Origin of the sequence: Synechococcus sp. BS55D (assembly GCF_004332415.1) — a bacterium.
Lineage (GTDB): Bacteria > Cyanobacteriota > Cyanobacteriia > PCC-6307 > Cyanobiaceae > Synechococcus_C.
This window is the reverse complement of sequence record NZ_PHQT01000005.1, coordinates 1-12,805: the sequence shown is the minus strand read 5'-3', so window position 1 is coordinate 12,805 and position 12,805 is coordinate 1. Positions and strand designations below refer to the sequence as shown.

Below are 12,805 nucleotides of genomic sequence, written 5' to 3'. Positions count from 1 at the left end.
AGGGCCAGCCAACAAAGGAAACGACCGCTTTGCAGCGCTCTGCCTCAGCGCTAGCACTTGGAAAACGGCATGGCCATGGCAGACAAGCCGCTCCTTCTGGCCCTGGACCAGGGCACCAGCAGCTCCAGGGCCGCTCTCTTTGACTCCGAGGGCCACCTGATCGCCAGCGCCTCAGCCCCTCTGGCGATCCACTACCCAGCTGATGGCTGGGTGGAGCAGGATCCCAGGCTGATCTGGCAGAGCCAACTCCAGGCGATGGCCGATCTGGAGAAGGCCCTCAGCCCCGAGCAACGCCAGGCCGTGAGCTGCTGCGGCATCACCAACCAGCGGGAAACCACCGTGCTGTGGCAGCGCAACGACGGCGCCCCCTGCGGACCAGCCCTCGTCTGGCAGGACGGCCGCACCGCCGACCTATGCCGGCAATGGAAACAGCAGGGACTGGAGACAGAGTGGCGCCAACGCACCGGCCTGCTGCTCGATCCTTACTTCAGCGCCAGCAAGATCCGTTGGCTGATCCTGCATGAAGCGGCCGCCAATGCGGCCGCGTCTCGCGATGACCTGTGCTTCGGCACCGTGGAGAGCTGGTTGCTCTGGCATCTGAGCGGGGGCACGCGGCACTACTCCGATATGAGCAATGCCAGCCGCACTTTGCTGATGGATCTGGAGCAGCGGCAGTGGGTGGACGCCTTCTGTGAGCAAGCCAGCCTGCCCCTTTCCGCGTTACCGGAGCTGGTGCCCTGCCGCGGCGACTTTGGCGCGATCACCGAAGGCCTGCCCTTCGCGGGTGTGCCGATCAAGGCCCTGCTTGGCGATCAACAAGCCGCCACCCTCGGCCAGCTCTGCCTGGATCCCGGGGAAGCCAAGTGCACCTACGGCACCGGCGCCTTTCTTGTCGTGAACACCGGCTCAGTGATCCGCCGCTCGAATGCCGGCCTACTCACCACGCTGGGCTGGACCGATGCCGATGGCACTCCCACCTATTGCCTGGAGGGAAGCCTCTTCAATGCCGGCACCGTCGTGCAATGGCTGCGCGACGGCCTAGGGATCATCGATAGCGCCGAAGCGATCAATGCACTGGCTGCCCAGGTGGACTCCGCCGCCGGCGTGATGCTGGTTCCAGCCTTCACCGGCTGGGGCACCCCCCATTGGGACCCGGAAGCCAGGGGGCTGCTGATCGGCCTCACCCGAGACAGCGATCGGCGCCATATCGCCAGGGCCGCCCTCGAGGGGATCGCCCTATCGGTGGCCACCCTGGTGCATCTGGCAGAAACGGCCCTGGGGCAAGGGCTTGGCGAACTAGCCGTCGACGGGGGAGCGGCAGCCTCCGATCCACTTCTTCAGGCGCAGGCCGACAGCACGGGCCTGCGGGTGCGCCGACCGGCCAGCCTGGAGAGCACCGCCAGGGGGGTGGCCTTGCTGGCCGGTGTGGAGTGCGGCGCCGTGGGGGATCTTCGAGCCCTGCAGGTGCAGCGCGTGGATGGAGCCACCGTGTTCATGCCTCAAATCGATGGCCCGCAACGGAACCGCTGGCGTGAGCGTTGGGATGACGCCGTGCGCCGCAGCCTGCACTGGAGCCAAGGAGACCAGGCATGAACCAGTCCTTCGACCTTGTCGTAATCGGTGGCGGCGCCAGCGGTGCGAGCGTGGCCTATGAGGCCGTACGCCGCGGCCTCAAGGTGGCTCTACTGGAGGCGTCCGACCTCGGCGGTGGCACCAGCTGCCGCAGCACCAAATTGCTTCACGGTGGCGTGCGCTACCTGGAACTGGCCTTCAAAACAGCTGATCCCGCCCAACTCCGCCTGGTGCGCGAAGCCTTACTTGAACGGGGCCATTGGTTGCGACAGGCGCCCTTTCTGGCTCATCGGCTCGAACTCGCCCTGCCCACCAGCAACCGGCTAAGCCAGGCCTACTACCGCGTTGGCCTTGGCCTCTACGACGCCCTTGCGGGGCGAACTGGCATTGGCTCCAGTCGCTGGCTGTCGTCGCAACAGCTGCGTGAGGCCCTCCCTGGGCTGCAACCAGAGCTGAACGGTGGTGTGGCCTATAGCGATGGACAGTTCGACGATGCCCGCCTCAATCTGCTTCTGGCCCTCACTGCCGAACAAGCCGGCGCCGAGATCCGCACCGGCTGCCGAGTCACCCAACTCGAGCGTGATGGCCAAGGTCGGATCTGCGCTGTCCTCAGCCTGGGGGACGATGGGCGCGAAGAACGCTGGCAGGCCCAGGTGGTGGTGAATGCCACCGGCATCCAGGCGGATGCCATTCGCCACATGGCCGATCCCGACCTGCCGCCCCGCATGCTCACGAGCCGAGGCGTGCATCTGGTGCTCGAAGCTGACCTCTGCCCGCAGGGCATCGGCCTGCTGCTACCGGCCACCGATGACGGACGGGTTCTGTTCATGCTGCCATTCTTCGGCCGCACCCTCGTCGGCACGACCGATACCCCCTGCCCTCTCGAGCAGGCCCAGACCCCTTCACCTGAAGAACACGCCTATCTGCTGTCGTACGTGCAGCGCTGGTTTCCCTTCCTCAGCGAGCTCAGGGTCAGCAGCAGTTGGGCTGGCGGCCGCCCCCTGTTGCGCCCCGCGGGAGCCAATCGCAGCAGCAGCCGCGTGGTTCGCGAACACGAGGTGGAAACTCTGAGCTGCGGCTTGGTGAGCGTGATGGGAGGCAAATGGACCACCTGCCGGCCCATGGCTCTCGACACCCTGGCGGCGGTGGAGAAACAGCTTGGACAGTCGCTTCCCGAGCCCACTGCCCTGCCTTTGCTCGGTGCGGATGGCAGTCCGGAACGCACCCCGCAGCGCTTGTGCGAGCAACAGCAACAGCTGGAAGAGCTCCTACCCGACACCCCTCTGCGGCAGCGCCAGATCGCCCATCTTCAAGCCAACCATGGACTGAAAGCCCCCAAGCTTCTGGCCGGGTGGCCTGCGGCTGAGCGGCGGCCCCTGAGCGAAGTAATTCCTATTTGTCGAGGCGAATTGCGGCACGCGATCGAACGGGAACACGCCCGCACGGTCACCGATGTGCTGGCGCGCCGCTGCCGCCTGGCCATGGTGGATCAAGCGGACGCCGAGCGCCTAGTGCCTGAGGTGCAGTCATTGCTCGCAGACAGTCGCACCAACGGCAACCTTGCAGAACCCTCCATCGACCTCAGGCTCTAAAAGCACTCAGGCCCGGTCACAGGCCCTGCGGTTCGAGATCGTCACGCATCTCTTCCACCTCTCCGATCAACCACCAACTGAAGCCGTGGGCCGGGAGGTAGACAAACCAGTTGGGCCCCGCTTCAGGGAACTCACAGCCCCAGAGCACCTCTCGCGTTCGCTGGCCCAGCCAGCGACTCAGATCCAGCCGGAAGGAGGCTCCAGCAGCAGAAAGATTGGCTGCGACGAGCACCGTCATCGACTCGCTGCAGCGGCTGTAAACGATCACCGCAGGGTGTGCGCAGTCGAGCAGGGTGAAATCACCACTGCGCAAGGCAGGCAACAGCCGTCGGCAGGTGAGCATCCGCCGATGCCAATTCAGCAGAGAACCTGGCAGTTGCTTTTGCACCTCCACATTCACCACCCGATAGTCGTATCCAGGAGCGGTGATCGGTGGCAGCACCAGCAGAGGATCCGGAGCTGTGGAAAATCCACCGTTGCGGGCAGGGGTCCAAGCCATCGGCGTTCGGTTGGGGTCACGATCCCTCAACCCGGGCCAGTCACCCATACCCAGCTCATCGCCGTAGTAGAGGCAAGGCATGCCTGGAAGGCTGTAGAGGAGTGCGTGCAGCACCCGGTTGGAACCTGGGTCACCATTGAGCAGGGGTGCCAAGCGTCGATTGATTCCCCAGTTGAGCCAATGCCCCTGCCCTTGATGCAGTCCTGTACGGATCGACTGGATCAGCTCCTCAGGCACCAGGTGTCCATCGCCAAGCCAAAGCTCATCGTGGTTACGCAGAGGCAGGGCCCAGCGACATCCAGGAACGGCCTGATGGGAGGCCTCGAGACAGAGGCGAAGATCCCGTGTGCTGCCACTGGCGATCGCGGCGAAGAGATGGGCTGTCAGCACGAAATTGAACGCCCCATGCAGCTCCTCATCCGCCAGATAGGGCGCCGCCTCATCCACTGGCTGAATCGCCTCAGCCAGTAAAAGCACATCACGGCCATGCCGCTCCACCCGCTGCCGCAACAGCTTCAAAAAGGCATGGGTCTGGGGTAAGCCCTCACAGCGGGATCCCTCCTGCTCAAACAGAAAGGGCACGGCATCGAGGCGGAAGCCATCCACCCCCCGCTCGATCCAAAAGTCCACCACCTCGAGCATCGCCTGCTGCACAAGGGGGTTCTCGTAGTTGAGGTCTGGCTGATGGCGGAGGAAGCGATGTAGGTAGTACTGCTCAGCCACCGGGTCCCATTCCCAGTTGGAGGCCTCGAAGTGTCGAAACAACACCGGCGCATCGGCGTAGCGCTGCGGGTCATCACTCCACACGTAGACCTCCCGCTCCGGGCTTCCCTTCGGTGCCCAGCGGGCGCGTTGGAACCAGGGATGCAGCGTGCTGGTGTGATTGAGCACCAGGTCGAGGATCACCTTGATCCCCTGGGAATGGGCTGCGGTGAGACAGCGATGGAAAGCGGCGAGATCTCCGAGGTCGGGGTGAATCTCCTTGAAATCAGTGATGTCGTAACCGCCGTCCTGCAGGGGTGATGGATAGATCGGTGTCAACCAGAGGGCATCCACACCCAACCAACGCAGATAAGGCAGCCGCGATGCGAGGCCCTGGAGATCGCCCGTGCCATCGCCGTTGCCGTCGGCGTAGCTACGCACGATCAGCTGATAGATGACAGCACCGCTCCACCAGGGCTGCTCCATGCCTCATCGCCGTCTCTCCTTCACTGGTGGTAGCGCTGGGGGGAGGCGTCACGCCAGCGCTGCCCACAGAACGGCAAGCAGGTTGCGAGCATGACGGCAGTCCGTCCCCAGCCATGACCAGCTCAACCGTCCCGGTGAGCCAGGCCCTACCGGATCTGGCAGCCCTGCGCGCCCCGGTGCAGAGGGGCGATACCCGCCCTGAGGGCTGGCGACGTCGCCAGCTGCAGGCAGTCGCCACTCTGGTGGAGGAGCACGAAGACGAGATCCTTGCCGCCCTGCATCAAGACCTGGGCAAACCGGAGCTGGAGGGCATGGTCGAGATCCTGGCCCTGCGGCAGGAGCTGAAACTTTGCCGACGCCAGCTGCGCCGCTGGATGCGACCTCGGCCCGTGCCCGTGCCCCTTGCGCAACGTCCGGGCAAAGCGGAGGTCATCCGAGAACCGCTGGGCTGCGTGCTGATCATTGGCCCCTGGAATTATCCCTTCCATCTCACTCTGCAGCCGCTGATCAGTGCCCTCGCCGCTGGCAACACCGCTGTGGTTAAACCCTCCGAGCAGTCTCCGGCGACCTCGTCCCTGATCGCTCGTTTGCTTCCCAGCTATTTCCCTCAGGAGGTGGTGCAGGTGGTGGAGGGTGAAGGGCCAGTCGCCGCCGCCCTCGTCGATCAGGGATACGACCACATCTTCTTCACCGGAAGTGGAGCCATTGGCGCCAGAGTTCTTGCTGGTGCGGCACCGCACCTCACCCCTGTGACGCTTGAGCTGGGGGGGAAAAGCCCAGCGGTGGTGCTTGAAGGAGCGGATCTGGCCGTGACTGCAAGACGGCTGATCTGGGGCAAGGGGCTGAATGCAGGGCAGACCTGCATTGCCCCCGACCATCTCTTGGTTCAAGCGAGCATTCGAGAGCCGCTACTGGCAGCTCTGGCCCAAGCCCGCCTCGAGCTTTATGGAGAGCAGCCGCTGCAATCCCCTGATCTGGCCCATCTCATTCATGGCCGCCAATTCCAACGACTCAGTGCTCTGCTGGAGGGGGCTCGGCAGAACGGACAGGTGCTGATCGGTGGTGAGAGCGACGCGGACACCCTGCGTATGGCACCAACAGTGATTCAGGTGGATCGCGATGACGATCCCCTGATGGAGGACGAACTCTTCGGCCCCCTGCTTCCCATGATCTGCGTGGACAACCTCGCCGCGGCAATCACAAGGATCCGTCGGCAGCCGAAACCGCTGGCGCTGTATCTGTTTGGAGGAGAGGCCCAAGACAGGTCCATGCTGCTTCAGGGCACCAGCTCTGGTGGGGTGTGTTTTAACGATGTGGTGATGCAGGTGGGTGTTCCCGAACTGCCCTTCGGGGGCGTAGGCGCTAGCGGAATGGGGGCTTATCACGGGGAGGCGGGATTCCGGACCTTTTCCCATGAACGGGCTGTGCTGAAGCGCTCCTTCGCGCTGGATGCACGACTGCGTTACCCGCCCTATGCCATCAGCCGAGGGCTGATCAAACGACTGCTCGGCTGATCCGAGACTGGCATCGCCGGCTGGGCACCTTATGGTTCGCCCAGCCGACCGAGATGCATGCGCCGCACCACCATTGCCGCCCTGGCCCTGGCGGTTCTGCTGCCTCTGCCGAGCTTCGCCGGCACTGTCACCGTCAAATCAGGTGACACCCTCTCGGACATTGCCGACCGTTACGGCATCTCCGTTGGCGCTCTGATGCGCATGAACGGGCTGCGGGATGCCAACCATGTGGAAGTGGGGCAGACGCTGCAAGTCCCAGGCCCCCGAGTGGTTGCTGGATCTGGCCGCCACACCGTGCGCAGTGGTGACACGTTGAGCGGCATTGCCGATCGCTACCGCGTCAGCGAGAAGGCACTGATCGCGCTCAACAACCTTCCCAGCGCAGACCACGTTGAACTTGGAGCAACCCTGAGGCTGCCAAGCAACGCTGTGCTGCCCAAGCCCAAACCGAAACAAGCCCCCAAACCCAAGCCTGTAGCGATCAAGGCCAATCCCAATGCCACGGCCCACACCGTGGCCAGCGGCCAAACGTTGACTCAGATCGCCAAGGCTTATGACGTGCCCGTGGCCACCCTCATACAGCTCAACGAGCTGACAGATCCCAACAAGGTGACCGTCGGCACGAAGCTGATGCTTCGCGGAACCACACCCAAACCCAATCCCAGCAAACAGACCGTCGAAGCCACACAACCTGCTCCAAAATCCCAACCCGCTCCGAAGAGTCAGACAGCCAAAGCAGTCGAAACTGCGCGACCGGTTCAAACAGCCAAGCCCACTCAAACGGCGAAAGCCTCGCCGAAACCCACCAGCAAATCCGTGCAGCCCAAGGATGCCGACTGGCGAACCTATGGCCCGCTTCAGGTGGACTGGGCCAACTGGCAGTCGATGGGTGGCAGCGATGTAGCCCCCACGCTCAACTCCGATGGCAAGCCCCTCTACATCGCCGTCAATTGCGCCGCAAACAAGATCAATGTCACCGGAGCCGATGGATCCTGGAAAAGCTGGAGTGCACCGCAGAGTGGCTTTGAGGATGATCTGGTGAAAGACCGCTGCAAGAGCAGCAAAGGCTGAATTCAAGCCACAAAGCGCAGGGGCCAGGGCTGCCGCAGAAACCGGCGACCACTGTCCCTGAGGTACAGACGCTGGATGCCGTCATCGCTTTCCTGAATCAGCTCCTCCTGCACCAAACGTCTGGCAAGCCAGCCCCAACGCTGAGGCTCCTGCTCTGAAAGAGCCTCCGTGAGCGAGCGCAGGTCATGCCCCTGCCCCTGATCCAATGCCTTCAGCACCTCAACGGCCTGTTCTGACCAGTCGGCCAAGGAGCCCTTGCTGAGGCATCGATCACAGCGACCACAAGGCGGCGAGAGCTCACCGACCGCCAACAGCAACACCTGTTGGCGGCAGTCCCCGCCCTCTGCCACCGCTTCCATGCGCCGAAGCTTTCGTTGCGCCTGCTCCAGACGCCAGCGTTCATCAGGCGGGTAGTCAGAGCCGCTCTGCCGCCGCAACGAGGCCTGCATCGCCCACCCCAAGCTGGTGCGATCTCCTGGGGAAAAGAGCACCAAACACTGGGCCGGCAAACCATCACGCCCGGCTCGACCTGACTCCTGCAGATACCCCTCAGGAGTCGAGGGGAGGTCGAGGTGCAGGACGAGGCCCACATCGGCGCGATCCACACCCATCCCAAAGGCCACTGTGGCCACCAGGACGGGACGATCCGCTTCAAGAAAATGATGGAGAGCCTGCTGGCGCGCCTCGACCTCGAGACCGGCGTGATACGAGATCGCTTCAATCCCCTCATCGCGGAGGCGAGCGGCCCAGCGCTCGACTGACCGTCGGGTACGCGCGTAGATCAAAGCGGCGCCACGGGCCTCTTGCAGGGCGGCGAGCACCTGGGGCAGGGGCTCTTTAGGGCGACGGCGCATGGTGTACACCAAGTTGTCCCGTCGCGCAGAACCAACCTGCACCAGGGGCCTCTGCAGGGCCAGCAAGCGCAGAATGTCAGCCCTGACCTGGGGCGCTGCCGTGGCGCTCAGAGCCACCACCGGCACACCCGGGCAGAGATCCCGAACCTCCCCAAGACGCCGGTAGTCCGGTCGAAAGTCATGGCCCCAGGCGCTGATGCAGTGGGCCTCATCAACCGCAAGAGCCACCAAGCGCCCCTGCCTGGCGGAGTCAGCAACGACACGGCGCACCCAGTCGTGCTGGAGACGTTCAGGAGCGAGATAAAGCAGGCGCAGCCCACCGTCGGCAAGCATCTCCTGCATGCGACGGCGCGCTTCCGGATCCACGCCGGCATGGAGCGAAGCTGCAGCAATGCCGCGCGCCCGCAGCTGTCGCACCTGATCGTCCATCAGGGCCACAAGGGGAGAGATCACCAGGACCAGTCCGCCTCGAACAAGAGCGGGCAACTGGTAACACAGCGATTTGCCGCCGCCGGTGGGAAGCACCACAAGGGAGTCGCGACCATCCAGGAGCGCCTCGATGACCGAACGTTGACCAGGACGGAACGCATCCCATCCGTAATGCTGCCTGAGCGATGCCAGCAGGGGATCCAAACAACACCACCGATGGCGGGTCCAGCTTAGGCACCGCCAGATCTAGGGGATGACCGGTGGCTCCAGCTGGTCAGGCGACTCCTCCACCAGCTGCAAACGCACCCGCTTTCCTCCGGCCAGTTCGCCCAAGGAGACCCTCAGGGTCGCACCGCTGAGGGTCTGCAGAGCCGAAAGCACATCGCGCAGATAGGGCGTGCTGCTTCCACTCTCAACCCAGAGGCGTTCCTGCAGGCCGCCGAGACGCCGCCAGGAGGTATGGAGCTTCAAAACGGCCGATTCCAGAGCCTGGGCCTGGCCCACCGCATCCGCAAGCAAACCAAGGGCGTCAAGCCGTTGCGCCTCCTGCATGGCCTTCTCCAGGTCGAGCTCGCCCTGCTGAAAAGCGCGAACGGCGACCCCTGATTCAGTCGCCTTATGAATCCAACGAGCCGTACTCGTAACGTCCCTGACACGGTCTAGTTCCGGTTCATCCCGCAGCGCCCGGCGCAAATCCTCCTGCTGAGGTTCCGGGAGTTTGGCCAGCTCCCTCACCAGGGGAGCCACCAGCTTGGGGGGCAGAAGATTCTCCTGAGTCCGCTGTCGGATCTCCTCCGGCAGCAACGGGCTGGTGGCCGCCGTGAACTCATCGGTCAGGCGCCTCACCTGCTTGCGAGTGATTTCTTGTCCCTCATTGGCCGCTTCTGAAATCATCAGCTGCACCTCGGGGGCCGCCTGAGCTGTTTCCAGAAAAGCCCGCTTGGAAAACTGATTGACGCTGTCCGCCTGCAGCAGACCTCCACCCACCAGATCATCCGCTGATTCAGCCAGCTGAATCAGGCTGTAGGCACGGGTCTTACTGATCTCTCTCTCCCTTAACCACTGCAGAAAGCCAGCACCGCGCCCTTCGCCACCGCGCTTCTCGCGGTCGCGGACGGCCCGGAGAATGCGGCCACGCCAGATCTCTGTCTGGAGATCAAATCGATCGCAAACGGCCCAGGCTTGCTCCAGTTGAGCCAGAAATTCGAGCGTACTGAGATCGTCCCGTTCAGGATCGGGGAGATCGAGCTCCAGAGCCGGGGGATCAGGAATCTGGCTAGAGCTCACTGCAAACGAACAGACGGGGCTGGATGCTGCCATGGCGAACGACATTCTGTGACGCTCCATGCATCCACACGCCCATACGGCGATACGCTCGCCTTGCATCCCGACCCTCCGCAGCGATGGCGATCTCCCGCGGTGACAAGGTGCGCATCAAGCGCCCCGAGTCCTACTGGTTCAACGAAGTGGGCACCGTTGCCTCGATTGACACCTCTGGCATCCGCTATCCCGTCGTCGTTCGCTTCGAGAAGGTGAACTACAACGGCATCTCCGGCTCCGAAGGTGGAATCAACACCAACAACTTTGCAGAAGCCGAGCTCGAGCCCGCCTGAGGCCCTTGCCTGAACTGCCAGAGGTTGAGACGGTTCGCCGCGGACTGGCGAGCCGTCTGGAATCATTCATTATTCAAAGTGTCGAGGTCTGCCGGGACCGTGCCATTGCGAGTCCTGGTGGACCCTTTTTGTTTGTTGAGGCCCTGCAGGGAACCCGTGTTGGAGCTTGGAAACGGCGGGGCAAATACCTGATCGCCAACCTCCATGCCAGCACTGATGAGCTCTCAACAGACGGCATAGCTGATGCCGGTCTCTGGGGTGTGCACCTACGCATGACCGGACAGTTTCAGTGGCATCCAGAGCCATCATCCACTTGCCGACACACCCGTGTCCGATTCTGGAATCCCGAGGGCCAAGAGCTCAGGTTTGTGGATCTTCGCAGTTTTGGAGAGATGTGGTGGGTACCGCCCGGTGAACCCGCCGAACACATCATGACGGGCCTCAAGACCCTTGGGCCTGAGCCTTTTGACGATGCATTCAGCGCGGCTTACCTCAAGCAAAAGCTGAAAGGCTCAAGCCGATCGATCAAGGCAGCGTTGCTGGATCAAGCCGTGGTGGCGGGAGCCGGCAATATCTACGCCGACGAAAGCCTGTTCGCGTCAGGAATCGCGCCACAAACTCGTGCAGGAAGCCTGAGCCTGCAGCAATTACAACAACTGCGGGAAGCCCTGGTGCAAGTCCTGGAGATCAGTATCGGGGTCGGCGGGACCACGTTCAGCGACTTCCGCGATCTTGAGGGCGTCAACGGCAACTACGGCGGCCAAGCATCGGTGTATCGGCGCACGGGTCAGAGTTGCAGTCGCTGCGGCGGCACGATTCAGCGCGAGAAACTGGCAGGACGCAGCACCCACTGGTGCCCTGGCTGTCAACACTGAGGCGCGCAGATGGTGCCATGTTGTGCATGGCTCGGCCCTCGACTAGGACTGGAAAGCACCCCAAGCGGATGGCATTGAGAACGGCCCCACAGCAACTCGTGGACACCATCCATGCCCTTCATCAGCGGGGCTGGTGTGATGGCACCGGCGGAAATTTCAGTGTCGTCCTAGAGCACAGCCCACTCCGCCTTTTGATGGCACCAAGCGGTGTCGACAAGGGGCTCGTGCAGGCAGATCAACTGATTGAGGTGGACGCCCGAGGCTCCGTGGTGAAGGGAGAGGGAAAGGCAAGCGCTGAAACGTTGCTGCACCTTCAGGTGATCCACGATTGCAACGCAGGATCAGTTCTCCACACCCATTCACCGGCAGCCACTATTTTGTCCAAACATCACGCCGCATCTGGCTCACTCAGGCTCGAGGGCTGGGAGATGCTGAAAGGACTCGAAGGCATCGACACGCACGACACAAGTGTGTCGGTTCCGATCATTGCCAATGATCAAAATCTCCAGACACTGAGCGCCACGGCTTCAAAGCATCTGCCTGGAAAAGCACACGGACTGCTTGTCGCTGGTCACGGCCTATACGCGTGGGGGAAGACATTGAACGATGCACGTCGACATGTGGAGATCCTTGAGTTCCTGCTGGATTTGCACTGGCGCGAGAGCCTTCTGCAAGGGAGGTGGTCATGACGGAATGCCTGTTGCTCGATATTGAAGGCACAACCTGCCCCGTGACATTTGTCGCAGACGTTCTCTTCCCGTATGCGCAAACACACCTTTCGTCTTTCCTTGCAGAGCATGGCGATGAGGTGATCATTCAAGACATTGCCAAGCAAGCATGGCGGGAGTGGGAGCAAGATAGTGACAACACTGCACAAGCAATCCTGCAGGAGGCAAAAGCCTCAAATCTGCAAGAACGACAAGCACTAGAAAACTATTGGCAGCTAATGATTAAAACCGATCGGAAAGCCACATCCCTGAAAGATTTGCAAGGCCACCTTTGGGCTGAGGGATTCCAGAAGGGTGACATCAAGGCCGACCTTTACCCAGAGACAATCACTTCGCTCAAGCGCTGGAAAAAAGAAAGTTTAAAGCTAGCGGTGTATTCATCAGGCAGCATCAAAGCACAACAGCTGCTCTATGCACACACGACGTCGGGAGATCTAAGGGAGCTATTTAGCGGTTGGTTTGACACCCACACAGGCAGCAAAAAAGAGACAACCAGCTACGTGACAATCGCCAATCAACTCAAAATCGCAGCCGCATCGATCACCTTCATCAGCGACAACGGCGTGGAATGTGATGCCGCCCATGAAGCGGGCATGCAAGTGTTGTTTAGCCTAAGGCCAGGCAATCCAGATCAAAACCCTCGCGGACATCGCGTGATCCGCTCCCTTGAGCAAGTCGACGCGTTGATCTAAAACCGCGCAATAGGTCCAATGACTAAACGGTAGCGCGTGGAGGAGTCTGCAAACAAAAAAGCCACCCTTATGGGTGGCTTTCCTGCAACGTTGCAATGGTTCTCCATTCGCTAAACGTTGATCTTGAGAATTGTTTTACCTGGCATCGAGCTATTTTCTCAGGGGGCTACCCCCCAAA

The 12,805-nt window shown here is 62.1% G+C and carries 11 protein-coding genes; 8 read left to right on the top strand and 3 right to left on the bottom strand.

The genetic code is table 11. From position 1 onward, the window contains the following. Positions 1-69: 69 nt before the first annotated feature. Both glpK and CWE16_RS10810 read left to right on the top strand, forming a co-directional pair. Positions 70-1,593, top strand: coding sequence for a glycerol kinase GlpK (gene glpK / locus CWE16_RS10815; protein ID WP_131595355.1), 1,524 nt, complete (start codon positions 70-72; stop codon positions 1,591-1,593). Then, positions 1,590-3,164 carry a glycerol-3-phosphate dehydrogenase/oxidase gene (locus CWE16_RS10810; protein ID WP_131595353.1) on the top strand — a complete coding sequence of 525 codons (1,575 nt, stop codon included), beginning with the start codon at positions 1,590-1,592 and terminating at the stop codon, positions 3,162-3,164. Before glpK ends, CWE16_RS10810 begins: the two co-directional genes overlap by 4 nt. Positions 3,165-3,180: 16 nt before the next feature. Here CWE16_RS10810 and CWE16_RS10805 read toward each other — a convergent pair whose 3' ends face one another. Further along, positions 3,181-4,851, bottom strand: a complete 1,671-nt coding sequence (locus tag CWE16_RS10805; protein WP_131456033.1) for an alpha-amylase family protein — start codon at positions 4,849-4,851, stop codon at positions 3,181-3,183. Between the two features lie 113 nt (positions 4,852-4,964). Here CWE16_RS10805 and CWE16_RS10800 point away from each other — a divergent pair, with 113 nt between their 5' ends. Both CWE16_RS10800 and CWE16_RS10795 read left to right on the top strand, forming a co-directional pair. Next, a complete protein-coding gene (locus tag CWE16_RS10800) occupies positions 4,965-6,365 on the top strand; it encodes an aldehyde dehydrogenase family protein (protein WP_131595351.1) in 1,401 nt (466 codons plus the stop codon). Positions 6,366-6,422: 57 nt separating this feature from the next. Continuing rightward, positions 6,423-7,436: a muramidase family protein gene (locus tag CWE16_RS10795; protein WP_131595349.1), complete on the top strand. Its 1,014-nt coding sequence runs from the start codon at positions 6,423-6,425 to the stop codon at positions 7,434-7,436. A gap of 2 nt (positions 7,437-7,438) precedes the next feature. On the opposite strand, the gene CWE16_RS10790 is transcribed toward CWE16_RS10795, so the two are convergent. Next, entirely contained in the window at positions 7,439-8,923 is a 1,485-nt protein-coding gene (locus tag CWE16_RS10790) for a RecQ family ATP-dependent DNA helicase (protein WP_131595347.1), read from the bottom strand. Between the two features lie 42 nt (positions 8,924-8,965). Then, the gene (locus tag CWE16_RS10785) at positions 8,966-10,006 is read right to left on the bottom strand and encodes a hypothetical protein (protein ID WP_131595607.1); all 1,041 of its coding nucleotides are present in this window, start codon (positions 10,004-10,006) and stop codon (positions 8,966-8,968) included. A gap of 116 nt (positions 10,007-10,122) precedes the next feature. Between CWE16_RS10785 and CWE16_RS10780 the strand changes: the two genes are divergently transcribed. From CWE16_RS10780 to mtnC, 4 genes are all read left to right on the top strand, one after another. Further along, entirely contained in the window at positions 10,123-10,332 is a 210-nt protein-coding gene (locus tag CWE16_RS10780; RefSeq protein ID WP_131456023.1) for a photosystem I reaction center subunit IV, read from the top strand. A gap of 5 nt (positions 10,333-10,337) precedes the next feature. Beyond that, on the top strand, positions 10,338-11,207 hold the full coding sequence (locus CWE16_RS10775; RefSeq protein WP_131595345.1) for a DNA-formamidopyrimidine glycosylase: 870 nt from the start codon (positions 10,338-10,340) through the stop codon (positions 11,205-11,207). 68 nt (positions 11,208-11,275) lie between these two features. Beyond that, positions 11,276-11,896: a methylthioribulose 1-phosphate dehydratase gene (gene mtnB / locus CWE16_RS10770; protein WP_131595343.1), complete on the top strand. Its 621-nt coding sequence runs from the start codon at positions 11,276-11,278 to the stop codon at positions 11,894-11,896. Then, positions 11,893-12,627, top strand: a complete 735-nt coding sequence (gene mtnC / locus CWE16_RS10765) for an acireductone synthase (RefSeq protein WP_131595341.1) — start codon at positions 11,893-11,895, stop codon at positions 12,625-12,627. The genes mtnB and mtnC overlap by 4 nt, the downstream gene beginning before the upstream one ends. Positions 12,628-12,805 lie beyond the last annotated feature (178 nt).